This is a genomic window from Beijerinckia mobilis (assembly GCF_000745425.1).
GTDB classification, from domain to species: Bacteria; Pseudomonadota; Alphaproteobacteria; order Rhizobiales; family Beijerinckiaceae; genus Beijerinckia; species Beijerinckia mobilis.
The window spans coordinates 22471-40978 of sequence record NZ_JQJH01000021.1 but is presented as its reverse complement, the minus strand read 5'-3'; the positions used below and the strand labels follow the sequence as shown (position 1 = coordinate 40978).

15 protein-coding genes are annotated in these 18508 nt (G+C 56.9%); 6 read left to right on the top strand and 9 right to left on the bottom strand.

Annotated features, from left to right (window positions below; translation table 11 throughout):
* The first annotated feature begins 117 nt into the window (after positions 1–117).
* Positions 118–690, top strand: a complete 573-nt coding sequence (locus tag DL88_RS14715; RefSeq protein ID WP_245270857.1) for a VOC family protein — start codon at positions 118–120, stop codon at positions 688–690.
* A gap of 60 nt (positions 691–750) precedes the next feature.
* Here the strand turns inward: DL88_RS14715 and DL88_RS14710 are convergent, their stop codons facing one another.
* The 3 genes from DL88_RS14710 to DL88_RS14700 all read right to left on the bottom strand — a co-directional run bounded on the left by DL88_RS14710 (position 751) and on the right by DL88_RS14700 (position 2822).
* A complete protein-coding gene (locus DL88_RS14710) occupies positions 751–1260 on the bottom strand; it encodes a tyrosine phosphatase family protein (protein ID WP_034997553.1) in 510 nt (169 codons plus the stop codon).
* 241 nt (positions 1261–1501) lie between these two features.
* Positions 1502–2227, bottom strand: a complete 726-nt coding sequence (locus DL88_RS14705; protein ID WP_051956017.1) for a phosphohydrolase — start codon at positions 2225–2227, stop codon at positions 1502–1504.
* 145 nt (positions 2228–2372) lie between these two features.
* Positions 2373–2822: an anthrone oxygenase family protein gene (locus DL88_RS14700; protein ID WP_245270856.1), complete on the bottom strand. Its 450-nt coding sequence runs from the start codon at positions 2820–2822 to the stop codon at positions 2373–2375.
* A 500-nt stretch (positions 2823–3322) separates the two neighbouring features.
* Between DL88_RS14700 and DL88_RS14695 the strand changes: the two genes are divergently transcribed.
* Positions 3323–5047: an ATP-binding protein gene (locus DL88_RS14695; RefSeq protein ID WP_034997549.1), complete on the top strand. Its 1725-nt coding sequence runs from the start codon at positions 3323–3325 to the stop codon at positions 5045–5047.
* An 11-nt stretch (positions 5048–5058) separates the two neighbouring features.
* On the opposite strand, the gene DL88_RS14690 is transcribed toward DL88_RS14695, so the two are convergent.
* The 4 genes from DL88_RS14690 to ccmA form a co-directional block, all read right to left on the bottom strand.
* Positions 5059–5676, bottom strand: coding sequence for a DNA-3-methyladenine glycosylase I (locus DL88_RS14690; RefSeq protein ID WP_034997547.1), 618 nt, complete (start codon positions 5674–5676; stop codon positions 5059–5061).
* A gap of 92 nt (positions 5677–5768) precedes the next feature.
* Positions 5769–6974, bottom strand: a complete 1206-nt coding sequence (locus DL88_RS14685) for an MFS transporter (RefSeq protein WP_034997545.1) — start codon at positions 6972–6974, stop codon at positions 5769–5771.
* A 234-nt stretch (positions 6975–7208) separates the two neighbouring features.
* Positions 7209–7910 (bottom strand): heme exporter protein CcmB, encoded by a 702-nt coding sequence (gene ccmB, locus DL88_RS14680; RefSeq protein ID WP_051956010.1) that lies wholly within the window; start codon positions 7908–7910, stop codon positions 7209–7211.
* Entirely contained in the window at positions 7907–8524 is a 618-nt protein-coding gene (gene ccmA / locus DL88_RS14675) for a heme ABC exporter ATP-binding protein CcmA (RefSeq protein WP_034997543.1), read from the bottom strand. Before ccmA ends, ccmB begins: the two co-directional genes overlap by 4 nt.
* A 123-nt stretch (positions 8525–8647) precedes the next feature.
* On the opposite strand from ccmA, the gene acnA reads away from it, so the two are divergent.
* From acnA to DL88_RS14660, 3 genes are all read left to right on the top strand, one after another.
* Entirely contained in the window at positions 8648–11380 is a 2733-nt protein-coding gene (gene acnA / locus DL88_RS14670) for an aconitate hydratase AcnA (RefSeq protein ID WP_034997645.1), read from the top strand.
* A gap of 158 nt (positions 11381–11538) precedes the next feature.
* Positions 11539–12645, top strand: coding sequence for a 3-isopropylmalate dehydrogenase (gene leuB / locus DL88_RS14665; protein WP_034997541.1), 1107 nt, complete (start codon positions 11539–11541; stop codon positions 12643–12645).
* A 414-nt stretch (positions 12646–13059) separates the two neighbouring features.
* Positions 13060–15192, top strand: a complete 2133-nt coding sequence (locus tag DL88_RS14660) for a TonB-dependent receptor (RefSeq protein ID WP_169741589.1) — start codon at positions 13060–13062, stop codon at positions 15190–15192.
* A gap of 111 nt (positions 15193–15303) precedes the next feature.
* On the opposite strand, the gene DL88_RS14655 is transcribed toward DL88_RS14660, so the two are convergent.
* A complete protein-coding gene (locus DL88_RS14655; protein WP_034997539.1) occupies positions 15304–15735 on the bottom strand; it encodes a hypothetical protein in 432 nt (143 codons plus the stop codon).
* A gap of 793 nt (positions 15736–16528) precedes the next feature.
* On the opposite strand from DL88_RS14655, the gene DL88_RS14650 reads away from it, so the two are divergent.
* Entirely contained in the window at positions 16529–17563 is a 1035-nt protein-coding gene (locus DL88_RS14650) for an aspartate-semialdehyde dehydrogenase (RefSeq protein WP_034997530.1), read from the top strand.
* A 169-nt stretch (positions 17564–17732) separates the two neighbouring features.
* Here DL88_RS14650 and DL88_RS14645 read toward each other — a convergent pair whose 3' ends face one another.
* Positions 17733–18458 (bottom strand): carbonic anhydrase, encoded by a 726-nt coding sequence (locus tag DL88_RS14645; protein WP_051956008.1) that lies wholly within the window; start codon positions 18456–18458, stop codon positions 17733–17735.
* Positions 18459–18508 lie beyond the last annotated feature (50 nt).

Genomic DNA, 18508 nt, shown 5'->3' with positions numbered 1-18508 from the left:
GTTGTGAGCAACAAGGGAAGTAGGGGGAGCAGCCGAGCGAAGCAGGTCTTCCCGATGCATCGAATTCTTTATAGAGACTCGATCACCCGAGGCAAGGCGCGGGATGCCGGAACCAGGATGCTGGAACCAGTTGGAGGGGCTTTGATGCGGTGGCGCGGGATCAACCATGTGGAATTTTCAGTGCTCGACTATGAGCAATCCATCGCCTTTTACGATCGCATGTTCGGCTGGCTCGGCTACAAGAGTTTCTGGACGCTCGATATCGGTTATCACTCGACCTATTACATGGCACGTTTCCCGTTTCCCCACAGCTATATCGGCTTTCAGCCGGCAAGGAGCGGTGGCAAACTGGATCATGCAGCGCAGGCGGTCGGTATTCACCATATCGCGCTTTGGGCGCGTAACCGGAAGGAGGTCGATCGTTTCCACGATGATTTCCTGATTGCCAATACGGTTCCCGTAACCGATCCGCCGCGTGAATATCCGGTTTATGCGCCTGGCTATTATGCGGTGTTTTTCGACGATCCTATCAACGGCTTGCATTGGGAACTGGCGCATATTCCCATGCTGCCGAGCCCTGCCGCCGTCTTGCGGTTTCGGCGTGCCTTGGCAAATGAACGCGCCAACCATCCTGAATGGCGGCATCCGCCGATGGCGGAGGCCATGCGCAAACTACCGGGACGTTCCTGAGTTTTTAAAAAAGTGGCGCGTTTCGGATCGATCCGAAACAGTTCGGGAAGCTGCTGCCAATCAGAGATCAAGCTTGAAGGGTGTGCCTTCAAAACATTCGGAACCACGACCAATAGCGTCGATCGCCGTGCGCATTTTTCCTTCCCTGCCGAGCATCGTATCGGCAATGTCTATGAGCAGCGCATTGGGCGTGGCGGTCGGCGAATTGCGGCGCAGCACAGCTGCGATTTCCTGCTCATCCTTCCCGGGATAGAGCGCGCAGGCGGTAATGAAGGCGGCAGCGGTCGAGCGGCTGACGCCGGCCCAGCAATGGATGAGCAGCGGCGCGGAGCGATCCCATTTCTGGACGAAACCAAGCAATGCGGTGACATGGCTCTCATTCGGCAGAATATGGCCTTCCACCGCCGTGGTAATATCGGACATTGGGACGAAAAGGTGCTGTTCCGCCGCGATTTCGCGCGGGCGGTGGACCGGAGTGCCCTGGTTGATAAAGGTAACGAGGCTGCGTGCGCCGGTCAGGCGCACTGTTTCCGGCAATTTCGACAGTGGACAGACATGGATCGTCGACACGGTCCTCTCAGCCTTTCACATGATGAGCCTGCGCGTGAATATCATCCCGGCAATCGCGGCCAAATCCTTTTCTTGGTCCGGCCCGTTGTATTTTCTTTTCGAACGGAAAAGATCTGCGATTTAAATCCGTTGAAAACAATCCCGTTTTTCCGGTGACGCTGTGGAAAGCCTTCACCTGCCTAGCGTCACAAACCGTCGCAACAGAACGATTCTTTTGATGAAAGCGTAATAACGATCGGGATCAGGCGTGGTTGCCGAGAGCCGGAACCTGTGGTGCTGAAGGCAGCGCGCGGCGTCGGCGGGTCTGCGATGTCCGGGCTGAGAGGCGTTTGAGTTCGTCGAGGAAACGCTCCGCCGCGATCTGGGGAGCCCAGGGCTCCCAGGCTGGGCCGCCATAGATTTTTTGCAGCGGATCGTCCTGTAAAGGTTGGTAGGGGATATGGAGTGTAGCGCGTACCTCGCGCGGGCTCCAGCCGACGACATGCACCGCCTCAGAGGCGGCGGCGATCCTGTCGGCCTTTTTGTGCAGGGCCATGGCGCGCGGGGTCCAATCCCGCAAACCGTAGCGTTGCGACACCGCGCTGCGCAGCCGCTCCGTCAAGACCGCATAGCCTGGCCCAAGAAAGGGCTTGATGACGGAAATACAATCGAAGCCCAGGAGACCTTCATCGGCATCATGCAACAATTCGCGCAGATCTGTGCGTGGTTGATCGGTCTTCGGATAGCTCAAACGGCGCAACGCCAGGACGGCGAGGGAATGTTGGGCGACCGACAATGGCAGCGGCCATGCCGAATGACCGCCCCAGCGATAGGTCCGGGCGAGACCGAGGGCGAGGTCCTCATCCGCCCAGTCGAAGGGCGTTGGATCGAGAAGATCAAGACGCATGCCGGAAGGTAGGCGCACCCAGGCGCGTGTCTTCACGGTGGTGCTTTCGACGGCAAGCTTTTCGTGGGCGGACAGGGGCATGGGCGCCATCACACGGATTGAGGATGCGACGACCGGATGATGCGGGAAGATACATCGAAAGGGAAGAGCTCTTCTCCATTATCCCGGAGGAATAGACGACCAACTGAAAGCGCCGGTTTGCAAACGAAGGCCTATGCGCAAACACTCATAGCAGGACGGCATAAGCGAGAATGGCGCATATACCGAAGAGACCACGGATCACGTGCAATTTGCCCCAATATTTGATCAGTTCTCTTGTTTGCGATCCAGCCTCTTTTGGAGCGATGGCGTTCAGACGGCTGTTGACCGGCATGATGATCGTAAGCGTATAGGGCCAATTGGCGAGCATCAGAAGCGCGCCGATCGCCCACCGCCAATCATCCATCTGCCAGGCTGCGGCAAGACCGGCCAGGCCGGCGATGAAGGCGAGGCTCGCCTGCATGGTGAAACCGCGTTTGTAGCTTGGCCGCCATTGACGCAAAAGATTTTCATCATCGAGCAACAGCCGCGCCGGCTGTTCCACGAAAGTGATGTAGAGCGCCCCGCCGGTGAAAAGTGCGGCGAGAATGAGCGCCAGCTTTCCCATCCCCGCGTTCAACAGGCTGTCCCACGGCATTCTCACCTCCCCCTGCAGAATGTGTGATTATATCTTATTCGAAAATTGCGTCGGAAAAGCTGTCCTCGCCGAAACCGCGCCGAAAGCGGACCAGGAAATCTCCAAGAGTTTGCCCCGCGTGAGACAGAGCATTGGCGCAACCCTGTGTCAGCTTTGTTAAGCTATATCTTAAAGTGATCAGCTATCATGCGTCTTGCCCGTTCTTGCGGCATGCCCCCGCACGGGCTTGGCTGTGGTTTCAGGAGCGATGCAAGTGCGGTTGGCAGGGCATGAGTCTTGCTTTCACCTTGGTGGCTGCCTGCGGGCGGAGAGGGAGATTGCGCTTTGCGCGCCCGCCCGGCGTTGGGCGGGTTTCGAGCGGCATCTGATTTGGACAGCGGGACGTGTCGGGGATTGATACCGAAATCCTCGGCGTCGCTGCGAGAATTTCAGGGGCGTGGATGTGGTCGGCGCATCCGTGCGCCGTTTGAGGACAATCTCGCGGACGGAGAGCGGAAACGATGAATCTTCATATCGAGCGGCCGCACATCGAACAGATGATCGGCGAATTTCCAAATCTGGGGCATTTGAAGGATCAGCTTCGTTTCGGCAACAGAGTGGAAGTCCCGTTTCATCAATTGTCGCTGGTGGAACTCGATTATCTGCGCGGCATCTATGAAACGGCAGGCGATGCCTATGCTACTAAGGCAGCGCATCTTTCGACCTTGCAGAAAGCGCTGGCCTTCGAGGGCGAGCGTTTCAAGCCGGAAGATCTGGAAAATGTCGTTCCGGCAATTGCGCGCTATCTTGCCGTCGATGGCATTCGCGGCTGGCTATTCACGGCCAATGTCACCAACCGGCCGCTGCCCTATGTCGTGACGCGGCTTGATTACACGCCGCCCGCCGACGATGCCGCCGGCAAGATTTTCCTGGAGCTCAAGGCCAATGTCAAAGGTTCGGTGACGACGCAGGTGCTGCGGATCGCCTCCACAGACATTGGCGGCAAAACTGTCGCGGAAATCTTCGCGCTCAAAGGTTTTCTCAAGGAAACGCCGGAACTCATTACAGAATATGACCGTACGGTCGAAAAATATTTCGAATGGCGCGCTCAATATGGCGCACAATTCTCGGCCCGTGGCACCGGTTTCTATGCCGAGGATCCGAATTCGACGCATCGTGATACGGACTGGACGCGCAAGGATATCATCGTCCTTTCCTCCGGTGGCGGCGATGCGCGGCTCGTCAATGATGAGGGTATTCTCACCTCGCGCAGCCTGACCATGGATGCGACCGGCGATATTCTCGGCCAATATCTCAAGAAAGCGGCCAAGAGCGACAAATACAACGCCGAGGATGAGGTCGAGGAATCACAGAAGGAGATTCCGAAAGGTCTCTTCACGCAATTGCCGGTGCACGCCTATATTCTCATGTTCCATCTGGAACTGCACCATTACATCTGGGTGCATGTCGAAGACATGGATCCTTACGAATATAAGCCGAACCTCAAGGAAAAGCTGGTCCTGCCGCAGGAGCAGACCGATCTCATCGATATTCTGACGGCCGAGATGGACGTCCTCATGGATGATATCGTGGCTGGCAAGTCGGGTGGCACCACCGTGCTCTGCGCCGGACCGCCCGGCGTGGGCAAGACGCTGACGGCCGAAGTCTATTCGGAAATCATCAGGCGTCCTCTCTATCGTGTTCATTCCGGCCAGCTCGGCCTCAATGTCGCGCAGATGGAACAGGCGCTGAAGGATGTGCTGACGCGTGCCCAGCGCTGGGGCGCCGTGATGCTAATCGACGAGGCGGATGTCTATATCAAGAAGCGTGACGACAATATCGCCAATAATGCCGTCGTCGGCGTGTTTCTGCGCGTGCTCGAATATTTCAATGGCTTGTTGTTCATGACAACGAACCGGGTCGATGACATCGACGAGGCGATCGTCTCCCGTTGCATCGCCATGATCAAGTTCCATCCGCCGACAGCCGATGCGCGCCGGCGTATCTGGGGCGTCATGACCGAGCAGTTCCAGCTTCCCGTCGAGGAGAAGCTGCAGGATGAACTCGTTCATATGTTCCCGAATGCCACGGGCCGCGACATTAAGGGTCTTGCGAAGCTTACGGCGAAATTCTGCAGTCACAAGAATGTCGCGCCGACCTCCGATGTCTTCATCCGCTGTTCGGTGTTCCGTGGCCTTGATCTCGCCCCGGAATATGCCGAGCCACTCGCTGAGGCGGCGGAATAGAACCGATCTGCTCACGCCGAGAGCTTCGCGCATTCGGCGTGCCGCCAGCAGGTGACGAGGTGGTCGTTGACCATGCCCGTCGCCTGGCAAAAGGCATAGACGATCGTCGGACCGCAGAAGGTGAAGCCCTTCTTCTTGAGGTCTTTCGCTATCCTTGCTGAAAGTTCGGTCTGAGCCGGGATTTCGGCCGGCGTGCGATAATGGTTCTGGATTGGCCGTCCGTCGAAGAAATCCCAGAGATAGGCGGAAAATCCCTGCCTTTCCTGAAGTGCGGCCCAGGCTTGCGCGGATCTGACCGCGCCCTCGATTTTCCCGCGATGGCGGATGATACGTGCATCCTGCAGCAAGCTTTCCACCTTTGCCGCGTCGTAGGATGCAATCAATTCCGGATTGAAATGATCGAAAGCCGCGCGAAATCCTTCGCGGCGCCGCAGGATCGTGATCCAGGAAAGTCCTGCCTGAAAACCATCGAGGATGAGTTTCTCGAAGAGAGCACGATCGTCATGTTCCGGCACGCCCCATTCCTCGTCGTGATAGGCGAGGTAGAGCGGATCGATGCCCGGCCAATGGCAGCGGGCTTTACCATCGGGTGAAGTCTTGGGAAGTGCCAGCCCTTCGTTGTCAGCCATGGTCCGGCCTTCTGATTGCGCACGATCTCGCAATTCTAGAATGTTTCGGAGCCGTCCGAAAGCATGCGGTCCAGGTCGCGGTATCTTTGAGCTTATTTCGGCTTCTTCGCAGGGATCAGGATGATGAGGGCTGCCGAGCCCATCGCCGCGAAGAAGGCGCCATAGAAGAAGACGGCCGCATGGTTGATATGATCCCAGAGCTGGCCGGCGACGAGGCTGGCGCAAAGCTGCAGTAAACCGACTGTCGTACTGTACCAGCCGATAGCACTCGCCCGAAGACGCGCGGGTGCGAAATCCGACGCGAAGGCCTTGCCGACTGAGCGGAATATGCCCTGATAAAGGCCGTGGAAAACGAACAGGAAGCTGAGCAATACGATATTATGAGTGAAGCCGAAGCCAAGATAGACGGCAAAGAAAACAAGAAAACAAAGAAACAGGAGGTTTCTGCGGCCCCAATGGTCGGAAAGATATCCTGCAGGATAGGAAATCAACGCCGCGGCGAGATTATAGCCTGCATAAATCAGAATGGTGGTTCTGAGCGAGGCTCCGGCCTCCTGGGTTTGCAGGATCAGAAAGGCATTGCTCGAATTGCCGAGGCCAAACAGGGCCGTTACCAGGAGATAGGTCCAATAGGAGCGGGGAAATTGCCTAGGATCGACAGCAATCCGGCTCTTCACTACGTCCTTGGCCTCGACTGTCGCCGGAGATGAGCTCTCCCGAATGAGCAGCATCATGATGAAAGCCAGAAGGCCGGGAATGAATGCGATGCCGAAAATCGTGCGCAGATCGAGCTTCAGCTCCATCAGGAGCACAATCGTCAGCATTGGCCCGAAAAAGGCGCCGAGATTGTCGCCTATGCCTTCGAGCCCAAAGGCCTTGCCGCGGTTTTCTTCCGTAACCGAGGCCGCAATCAATGCGTCGCGTGGCGCGGAACGCAGACCCGAGCCTAACCGGTCGAGACTTCGGGCGGCGAAGACATAAGGCCAGGCGGGGGCGAGACCCATCATGGGTTTGGCGATCGCAGCGAGGAAATAGCCGACGAGCGCAATCGATTTGCGCTGCTGCAGACGATCTGACAGCCAGCCGGAAAAACCCTGGACGATATTTTGTGTTGCCAGAGCGATGCCGTCGATGAGACCGATGATACTGCCGCTCGCATGCAACGTCTGCGTCAGGAATACAGGCAATATCGGATAGAGCATTTCCGTCGCCACATCGCCGAAAAGACTCGTCAGGGCTAAAAGAACCGTATTGCGGGTGAGCCAGGAGGTGGTGGCGCCGGAGAATTGTCGATTCATCGTGTCTTACCGCCCCGGGCATTTCGGAAGGGGAGCATGTTGATGCGATTGAGGATGCTCTTGAGCCTTTTCGGCTTGAAACGGAATGCCTCGCAATTCAACGTCTTTCACAATGTTCTTATCCTTTGAGTAAAGCGGGTTGGTGGATGCCGCCCTGAGCTCATTGCTTTCAACCCGCAGGTCAGGGCTGAGGTGTAAGATCTGTCCGATAATCAATCGTCTTATAAGAATTATTCAGTCGAGACTCTGGCGCAGCGCGGCGGCGGCGGCGATCGGCGCTCCGACGAAAGCGATGAGACTGAGGCCGCAAAGAATGAGAAACGGTGTCTTGAAACCGACCATGGGATCATTGGCGGCCGCGGCCACACCGAAGATCAGCACGGGAATGCACAGTGGCAGAATAAGAATGGACAGGAGAAGGCCGCCGCGCCGCAGGCTGACCGTCAGCGCCGCCCCGATGGCTCCGATGAAGGTCAGGGCTGGCGTTCCGACGAGCAGGGAAAACACCAGCGGCGCTATCTGCGAGCCGGGGAGTGCCAGCATCAGGCCGAACACCGGTGCCGCCACCACCAGCGGTAAACCGGATAAAAGCCAATGGGCCGCGCATTTGACGAGGATGATGAGTTCGAGTGGCATCCGGCTCGTGCGCAGGAGATCAAGAGAACCGTCTTCCTGATCAGCCTGAAACAGCCGGTCGAGGCCAAGCAGGCTCGCGAGCAAGGCGGCGATCCATAAAATCGCGGGTGCGATGCGCGAGAGTAGCGCGAGATCGGGACCGATCGCGAAAGGAATGAGAACGACGAGACTGAGGAAAAACAGGATCCCGAAGCTTGCTCCGCCACCGATACGGCGCCCGATGGCGAGTTCGCGGCGAAACAGGGCTGTCACCGGACGCAAGCTTGTCCTATGCGCATCCGTCTCCAACTTGGCATTCATGCGATTGCGCTTTCCGCCGTGCCGAGCGTGAGACTTTTGCCGGAAAGATCGAGCGGCGCATGCGTCGCCGCAATGATCGATCCACCGGCTTCGACATGCTGTCGCATCAGGTTAAAAAGAACCTCCTGACTGCCGCGATCCAGCGCAGTCGTCGGCTCGTCGAGCAGCCAGACCGGGCGTGTTGCGACGAGCAGCCGAGCTAGAGAGAGCCTGCGTCTTTGCCCTGCGGAGAGATAAGAGGATGGCAGATCGCCAAGATGGGCAATGTCGAGAGCGTCGAGCGCGGCCCGGGGAGCGAGGCCGGGGCGGTCCGATTGTAACATCGCTGCCCAGAAGCTCAGATTTTCGACCGGCGTCAGCGTCGGTTTCAGGGCATCCGCATGACCGACATAATGTAACTGCTCGGCCAAGGTCATCTCTGTCGATGGCGTCACGTTCAATTGCCCCTGCGTCAGCGGAACCAATCCGGCGAGTGTACGCAGGAGTGTCGATTTGCCTGCGCCATTGTGTCCCATCACGATCAGGCTTTCGCCCGAATCAAGCGTGAAGGAAAGATCCTGAAAAACAGTACGGCCACCGCGTTCGACACGCAGATTATGGGCCTCGAGGCGCATTTAAGATATCCACACTAGCCGAACGAAAGAGTTTTGAGGGGATATCATCCTATGGCCCTTCATATCAAAAATATCTATAAGCCCTCCAAACTTTCCCCCTCGACTCGTTCCGGGACATTGCGGATGGCTTCTCTCGATAGTTTCAAATCCCTCAAAGAACTTACCGTCGGAAACAAGACCTATCATTATTTTTCGTTGAAGGCGGCGGAGAAGAACGGTCTCGACGGTATTTCCAAATTGCCCTTCTCGATGAAGGTGCTGCTCGAAAATCTGTTGCGCTTCGAGGATGATCGCAGCGTCACCAAAGAAGATATCAAGTCGGTTGCCGAATGGCTCGTCAACAAGGGCAAGACCGAACGCGAGATCGCCTTCCGTCCGACGCGCGTGCTGATGCAGGATTTCACCGGCGTTCCGGCAGTCGTCGATCTCGCGGCCATGCGCGATGCCATGACGCAGCTCGGCGGTAATCCGCAGAAGATCAATCCTCTGGTTCCGGTTGATCTCGTCATCGACCATTCGGTCATCGTGGACGCCTACGGCAACAACAAGGCGTTCAAGACCAATGTCGATCTTGAATATAGCCGCAACGGCGAGCGCTACCGCTTCCTGAAATGGGGTCAGGACGCTTTCGATAATTTCCGTGTCGTGCCGCCGGGCACTGGCATTTGCCACCAGGTCAACCTTGAATATCTGGCCCAGACCGTCTGGACCAAGAAGGAGAAGGTGCAAAACGCCAAGGGCAAGTCGGAGAGCATTGAACTTGCCTATCCCGACTCTCTCGTCGGTACCGATTCTCACACGACCATGGTCAATGGTCTTTCGGTGCTCGGTTGGGGCGTCGGCGGCATCGAGGCCGAAGCCTGCATGCTCGGCCAGCCCCTGTCCATGCTGCTGCCGGAAGTCATCGGCTTCAAGCTGACCGGCAAATGCTTGCCGCTCGGCGTCACCGCTACCGATCTCGTGCTGACCGTTACCCAGATGCTGCGCAAGCTGGGTGTGGTCGGCAAATTCGTGGAATTCTTCGGCCCCGGCCTCCACAGCCTGACGCTTGCCGACCGCGCGACCATCGCCAATATGGCGCCGGAATATGGCGCGACCTGCGGCTTCTTCCCGATCGACAAGGAAACCATCCGCTATCTGACGACCTCCGCGCGCAGCTCCGGCCGCGTCGATCTCGTCGAGGAATATGCCAAGGCCCAGGGCATGTTCCATTCGGAAGAGACGCCGGACCCGGTCTTTACCGACATCATCGAACTCAATCTCGAGACGGTCGTCCCGTCGATGGCCGGCCCGAAGCGGCCTGAAGGCCGTATCGACCTCGATGCCGTCGGTGCCGGCTTCAAGACTGCCCTGGCGAGTGAATATAAGAAGGGTGAAAAGCCCGAGGAACGTTTCCAGGTTCAGGAAAAGAATTTCGACCTCGGCCACGGCGATGTCGTGATTGCCGCGATCACCTCCTGCACCAATACGTCGAACCCGGATGTGCTGATCGGCGCCGGCCTTCTCGCCCGCAACGCGGTCGAAAAGGGCTTGTCCGTCAAGCCGTGGGTCAAGACCTCGCTCGCGCCCGGCAGCCAGGTCGTCGCGGAATATCTCGATGAATCCGGCCTGCAGAAATATCTCGACAAGGTCGGCTTCAATCTCGTTGGTTTCGGCTGCACGACCTGCATCGGAAATTCCGGTCCGCTGATGCCGGAAATCTCCAAGACCATCAATGAAAACGGCATCATTGCCGCCGCCGTTCTGTCCGGTAACCGTAACTTCGAAGGCCGCGTGAGCCCCGATGTGCAGGCCAATTATCTGGCTTCGCCGCCACTCGTTGTCGCCCATGCGCTGGCCGGTACCGTGACGAAGAATTTCGACGTCGATCCGGTCGGTCACGACAAGAAGGGCAAGCCGGTTTTCCTGCGCGATATCTGGCCGGACGATAAGGAAATCGAGTCCTTCGTCGATAAATATGTGACGAAGAAGGTCTTCAAGGAAAAATATGCCGACGTCTTCAAGGGTGACAATCACTGGCAGAAGGTGAAGGCGCCTTCCGGCGAGACCTATAAGTGGGACATGGGCTCGACCTATGTGCAGAACCCGCCCTATTTCGTCGGCATGAAGAAGGAGCCCGATCCGGTCAGGCCGATCGAGAACGCCCGGATCCTGGCGCTTTTCGGCGACAAGATCACCACCGACCACATTTCTCCCGCAGGTTCGATCAAGCTGACCTCACCGGCCGGCAAATATTTGCAGGAGCACCAGGTTGCCCAGGCTGATTTCAATCAGTACGGCACCCGGCGCGGCAATCATGAAGTCATGATGCGTGGTACTTTCGCCAATATCCGCATCAAGAACTACATCCTGCAGAAGGAAGACGGCAGCGTTCCGGAAGGCGGCTTCACCAAGCATTGGCCCGACGGCGAGGAAATGTCGATCTACGATGCGGCGGTGAAATATGAGGCCGAAGGCGTGCCGCTGGTGATCTTCGCCGGTGCCGAATATGGCAATGGCTCGTCGCGCGACTGGGCGGCCAAGGGCACGAAGCTGCTTGGCGTGCGTGCGGTCATCGCCGAATCCTTCGAGCGTATCCACCGTTCGAACCTGGTCGGCATGGGTGTTCTGCCGCTCACCTTCGAGGACGGATTGAGCTGGGGCAAGTTGCAGCTCAAGGGCAATGAGGAAGTCACCATTCCGGGGCTCGGCGCCGAGCTGAAGCCGCGTCAGAAAATGGAAGCGCAGATCAAATATTGCGACGGGACGGTCAAGACCATTCCGCTGCTCTGCCGCATCGCCACGCTCGACGAACTCGAATATTTCAACAACGGTGGCATTCTGCCTTACGTGCTGCGTCAGCTCGCCGTTGCCTGACGAGAGATTTTGCCGGCTGGGATCATTGTCAGCCGGCATCGCTTGCGAGCAATTTTCAATACGGGACTATCAGGGAGCGGTTGCCTTGACCAAGGCGGCCGCTCCTGTTTTTTAACAGGTTGAAGTTTCAGCTAGAGGCCGCATCAAGGATAAAATGCATGGGATATAAGCTCTTCGTCCTGCCTGGTGATGGCATCGGCCCGGAGGTCATGGCCGAGGTCGAGAAGATCGCCAATTTCTTCACCAAGGAAGGCAGCGCTTCTTTCGAGATCGAAAAAGGTCTTGTCGGCGGTGCCGCTTATGATGCTCATGGCGTGGCCATCAGCGATGCCGACATGGCCCGGGCGGATGCCGCGGATGCTGTGCTGCTGGCGGCTGTCGGTGGCCCGAAATGGGATCATGTGCCCTATGAGGTCCGGCCGGAGGCGGGTCTTCTGCGCTTGCGCAAGGATCTCAAGCTGTTCGCCAATCTGCGTCCGGCGGTCTGCTATCCTGCGCTCGCCGATGCGTCCTCGCTGAAACGTGATCTCGTCGATGGGCTCGATCTGATGATCGTGCGCGAATTGACGGGCGGTGTCTATTTCGGCGAGCCGAAGCAGATCATCGATCTCGGTAATGGCCAGCAGCGTGCGATCGATACGCAGGTCTATGACACCTATGAGATCGAGCGTATCGGCCGCATCGCCTTCGAGCTCGCGCGCAAGCGGCGCAACAAGGTGACCTCGTCGGAAAAGCGCAATGTCATGAAGTCGGGCGTGCTCTGGAACCAGATCATCACCCGTCTGCACGATCAGGAATTTCCCGACGTCATGCTCGAACATCAGCTCGCCGATGCCCTCGGCATGCAGTTGGTTCGCGCGCCGAAACAATTCGATGTGATCGTCACCGATAATCTGTTCGGCGATCTTTTGTCGGATGTCGCCTCTATGCTGACGGGTTCGCTCGGCATGCTCCCCTCGGCGTCGCTAGGCGCTTATGATGCGCAGACCGGCAAGAGAAAAGCGCTTTACGAGCCGGTGCACGGATCGGCGCCGGATATTGCCGGCAAGGGCATAGCCAATCCCATCGCCATGATCGCTTCATTCGGCATGGCCCTGCGTTATTCCTTTGATCTCGGCGCTCTTGCTGATCGTATCGACCACGCTATTGCCGCGACACTCGACAAGGGCTTGCGCACCGGCGATATCAAGGGCAACAGCACGGTGACGCCGCTTTCGACGACACAGATGGGTAACGCTATCCTTAAAGAGCTTCAGGCCGGATGAAATCAAGCACGTGATCGCGCATGATCATGTGGGCACTCTGACGAACGGCCGCGCGAGCGGCCGTTTTTTTATGATGGCGTTGAAATGGAGGAAGCAGGAGATACTCTAAAAAGAATTTTATCTCGCGTTGCATGATGGGAGAATGCTTTTGAATACATTTCGTTAGCGATATCGTCACGTGCACTTGGGTGGCGCATGCGCCGGCTCATAAAATCGTGAAAAATCTTTGATTGATTTCGAGCATTCGAACCTGCTTTCTTCCCATATTACACGGGGAATAGCAGAATGAACGATATCATTTGTCTGCCGTTTGCTCGAAGGGCTGTATCAGGTGGGGCACAGATTGTTTCCTGCGGCCGTTCGAACAGGCGCAGGTTGTCACTGAAGGCCATATCCAGGCTTCATTTTGAATTCGTGGCTGCCGCATGTTTTCTGTCCGGCTCGGCCTCGGCGCAGCAGGCAGACAGCACACCGATCCAGCTACAGGAAGTTGATGTGACGAGCCGCACGGATGGTGCTTATGCATCGGGTGCGCGTTACGAGACGAAATCCGTGGATCTTGGTCCTTTGGGCAAGAAGAATGCGCTGGACGTTCCCATGTCCGTCACCACCGTGACGCAGGATATGATCGTCAACACGCAGGCGCGCTCTCTCAATCAGGTTCTGAGCTATCTTCCCTCCGTGCATATCCAGATGCAGCAGGGTACGGAGGTGACGCGGCCGCAGTCGCGCGGCTTTCAGGGATCCATCGTCCAGAATACGCGTCTCGACGGTTTGAATATTATCGGCACCACTGCCGTTCCCGTGGAAATCCTCGATAATGTGCAGGTGCTGAACGGCCTCGCAGGATCTCTCTATGGCCCGGCGGCGCCGTCTGGCACATTCAGCTATACGTTGAAACGGCCGACCGATACGCCGATGGCCCGCGCACTCGTCAGCTATGACAGCCTCGGTATCATGACGGGTTATGCCGATGTCAGCGGCCGGGCCGGTCCCAACAATATGATCGGTTACCGGTTGAACATGCTGCATGGTCAGGGCCAAGGCTATGTGGCGAATAGTTTCACCGCCCGGACGCTCTACAGTGGCGGCATTGACATTCATTTCGACGAGGATACGACCGTCGAACTCGATGCCTATCACTACAACGTCAAGGCCTATGGTTATCCGGGTGCCTTCACTTATGGCAGTGGCAACAGCACGATCCTGCCGGCGGCTGTCGATCCGACGAAAGTCGGCTACGGTCAGCCGAATATGGGCACCAATCTCACCACGGATTCCGGTGATATCAAGATCCGGCATCGTATCAATAAGGATTGGGATCTCGTCGCAGGCGGCCTCTATCAGGTTGCCGATCGCGGTCTTTACGGTGTCACCAATTCGCTGACAAACGATATTGGCAATTACAAGACATCGAGGGGGTTCAGCGCGGTGTCCCGTTTCGATGTCGGCAGCAATATGGTCTACCTCAATGGTCACTTCGACACTTGGGGCATCAAGCACGATCTGACGATCGGCACCAATGGTTACATCAATGGCCAATATGGCAATAAAAATAGCATCACGACCCAGCTCGGATCGGCGAGCATCGCCAATCCGCTCCTGTTTGAACAGCAAGCCGTCGGGCCGACCGGCGGTCGTTATCTGCAGAGCCGCGTCTTCCAGCAATCCTTGATTACCGGAGATACGATTCATTTCAACGATCAATGGTCAGTACAGGGTGTGGTCAGCACCACCTGGATGACAACCGATAATTTCAGCAAGACGGGTCAGGAGACTTCAAGCGACAGGCGGAGTGCGGTGCTCAGCCCCACGGTGAGCGTCATGTATAAGCCGGCAGAGGATTGGACGACCTATTTCACTTATGCCGAAAGTCTTCAGCAAGGTGATACGGCGACCTCGGACGCCATCAATTCCGGTGAGACGCTGGCACCTTACCGCAGCCAGCAATATGAGCTCGGCGCGAAATATGCCGTGAACAAGAATTTCCTTTTGACCCTCGACGGATTCCGGATCACACGGCCTCTCGCCTATACAGACCCCACGTCGCGAGTGTTTCAGGTCGAGGGCGAACAGCGTAACTGGGGCATAGAATTCTTCGGATCGGGAGCGATCACGCCGGAACTCAGCGCCGTTGGCGGTTTCACCTGGCTCGATCCGCGCCTTGAAGGGACATCGTCCTATACGACCTCGGACAAGCTGGTGATCGGCATTCCGCATTGGACGTCCAATGTCTTTCTCGATTACCATCCGGATTGGGCGCATGGCGTCGCCTTTACTGCAAACGCGCATTATGAAAGCGAGCGGGCGGCAACCAACACCAATAATTCCTGGGCCGCATCCTATGCGACGCTTGATCTCGGGTTGCGCTATTCCACGAAGCTCAACGGCTATAATTCAACCCTGCGGTTCCAGGTGGCAAATATTACCGATACCTATTATTGGAGCTCGATCAACGTCGGCAATATCAACGGCACGACGCAGCCCAATACCGCCTGGGTCGGCAATCCGAGAACCTTTCAGGTGACTTGGGAAATGGACTTTTAAGCCGGGACCGGCGTCGCCGGTTGATGCAAAAAAAAATCCTGATGGTAAGTCCCATCAGGATTGCGATGAATGTCGAGGGATAGAGGCGGCGGTTCTTTTAGAACGCGCCGCTTATTCTTTATCTTCTTTATCCCAGTCCCAATCCCAACCGTTCGGCTCGTCGATCGTCGGCGCTTCGCCGATTTCCGCCGGTGAGGCAAAACGCAGGACATAAGCATCACGGCCGGGGACTTCGAGCGGGGCCGGCAAATTCTCATTGCCGAAGCGCGACCGCTGAAACGACTGGTCCGGTGTCCGGTTGAAGATGGTATTCGCGGTCACATAATTGTTCAGGCTGCCGACAGGAACCACCGGTCCGGGATCGAGAAAGCTGCGGCGGTTGACCGTCAGCGGCGGCCGCTCATTGGCTTCTCGTGCCATTTGGACGGTGTTGTAGCGCCGCGTGTGTTTGGCGTGTTTATGCGTTGTCGTCTCGGCGGAGGCACCATCGATGGCAAAAAGGAGCAGGGTTCCTGCGAGAACAAGCCTGAATGAGCGACGCATCTGAACAATTCCTTTTGCTTGCCAGGTTTGGCGGTGCCCTTTCCGAAGGAGGCATGGGATGAGCCGCGATCGAAGCGCCTCCTTCTCACTAATCCTCTTGCAGGCATGGGAAAAGACTTTTGCTCAAGCTTGAGCCAAGATCCCTTCATATTCTTGCGATTTGTGGCTTTTATGCTTGGTATGGTCCGGGAAACATCAATAGTGTGCCACGCCCACCCTGGTGTAATCAGAGCGGCGGAGTGGTGCCTTGAGCCGGGAGCCTCGGGCGTCCGCCGAAATTCGGCTCGAGCTCACGTTGGAAGCGTGATCGTCACTCTGAAAAGTCGCGAGCGGGCAGAGCGGTTCCAGGCTTTGGTGCTGAAACGCAGCAAAATAGGCTCTCGCTTTCGCGGAGCCGGCTGGCCTCGTTCGCAAAGAATTGCGTGTCGGGATCGGATGCCAATTGCAGATTCGATGCGTTGTGTCTCTTGAGGACGAATCGGCTGGCGCGCTTGGCCTGATGTGGTTCCGTTGGGCGCGCGATTGTCAGGCGAGCGATAATGTCCAGCCCTTCTCTCGTAGGGTATTTTCGATTTTCGCCAAACGTCGATTCTTCGCAAGTGTCGATTCTTGGCAAAATCGGAATATCTTGTGGTATTGAAAAAACCGCTTGGTCGAGACCCTTCAGGGACGATATCCGCGGTGGGGCGCCAAGACGCTTATGGAATGATTCCGAAGCAGGCCTTTCAGCGCGTAAGGCCGCCGGATCGAATGAACTTTCTCAAAATGGATCGCGTTTGCGACGGAGACAAGGATGGGTTTCAAGGTTGCTGTCGTCGGCGCTACGGGCAATGTCGGGCGGGAAATGCTCGATATTCTAGCCGAGCGTCAATTCCCGGCTGATGAGGTGGTCGCTCTGGCCTCTTCCCGTTCCATGGGAACGGAAGTCTCTTTCGGCGACAAAACGTTGAAATGCAAAACGCTCGAGAATTACGATTTCACCGGAACGGATATCTGCCTCATGTCCGCCGGTGGAGCAGTTTCAAAGGAATGGTCTCCGAAAATCGGCGCCCAGGGCTGCGTCGTCATCGACAATTCGTCGACCTGGCGGATGGATCCCGACGTTCCTCTCATCGTTCCCGAGGTGAATGCCGACGCGATCGTCGGTTTCTCCCGCAAGAATATCATCGCCAATCCGAATTGTTCGACGGCGCAATTGGTCGTTGCATTGAAGCCCTTGCACGATAAGGCGAAAATCCTGCGTGTGGTGGTTTCGACCTATCAATCGGTTTCCGGCGCTGGCAAGGACGCGATGGATGAGCTTTTCGCGCAGACGCGGGCCATCTTTGTATCGGATCCCGTGGAGAGCAAGAAATTTCCGAAACGGATCGCTTTCAATGTGATTCCGGAAATCGATGTCTTCATGGAAGATGGCTACACCAAGGAAGAATGGAAGATGGTGGTCGAGACCAAGAAGATTCTCGATCCGAAGATCAAGCTCACGGCGACCTGTGTCCGTGTGCCGGTCTTCATCAGCCATTCGGAAGCGGTGAATGTCGAATTCGAACATCCGATCAGCGCGGATGAAGCGCGTGACATTCTACGTGAGGCGCCGGGCTGTCTCGTCGTCGACAAGCGGGAAAAGGGCGGCTACATGACCCCGCATGAGGCGGCGGGCGAGGATGCCACCTATATCTCCCGCATCAGGGAAGATCCCACGGTTGAAAACGGGCTCGTGTTCTGGTGCGTCTCCGATAATTTGCGTAAGGGGGCGGCGCTCAATGCGGTTCAGATCGCCGAAGTCCTTATCAATCGGAAGCTGATCGAGCCGAAGCGCAAGGCCGCTTGAGGACAGGAGCGAGCCGCGTCATCTTGCTCATCATTCGCATGTTAAAACGATTGGAGCCGTCCGGATATTTCCGGACGGCTCCAATCGTTTAAGGTGATGTTTGTGACTGCGACTTGGCTTTCTCCATCTTCAGAAGAAGGAAATCGCCGTCCGCTGCGTGATTTTGGTATCAGAAGCGCGGTTCTTCGAAGGCTTCCGCATGAACTTGGGGGGACAGCGGGACGAAGCGATCCGTCGCCGGGTCAAGGATCTGAAGCACGGCATTCGAAATATCGAAATAAGCGCCGTGCAATTTCACGAAGCCGCGTTCTTCAAGGGTCTTGATCCAGGGGAAAGTCCGCAGATTGGCGACGCTCTGGACAATGGAGGCGAGAGCGAGCTCCTCGACGTAATTGGCCATGGGCTCCCGCGCGTGACCGATTCGCGCTGCCGCGGGTTCGATCAGGCTCATCCATTTGCCGATGAAGTCGCCCGAGGAAAGCGGCCGTTGATAGGGGTCGGCATCCACTTGAGCGAAATTCTTGATACCGCCACAACGCGCGTGGCCCATAACGACAAGATGTTCGATGCGCAGACCCATGATACCGAATTCGAGGGCTGCCGAGGTGCCATGCAGATCATTGTCGGGGCGATAAGGCGGAACAAGTGCCGCGACATTACGCACGACGAAGATTTCGCCGTGATCGACATCGAAAATGACCTCTGGCGAGACCCGTGAGTCGCAACAGCCGATGATCATGACACGGGGCTTCTGGCCGGCTTCGGCCAGATGGCGATAATGGTCCCGTTCGCTCTTGAATCGGCCGGTCAGAAAACTCTCGTAGCCGGAGACCAAATGGGGCGGCAGCAGCGTGCGGCCAGGCTCTGCGGGAAGGGGAGGTATGTTTTCTGTCATGGCGCTCAAAGTATCATGGCTGCTACTTCATGCCAATGGCGTGAATATTG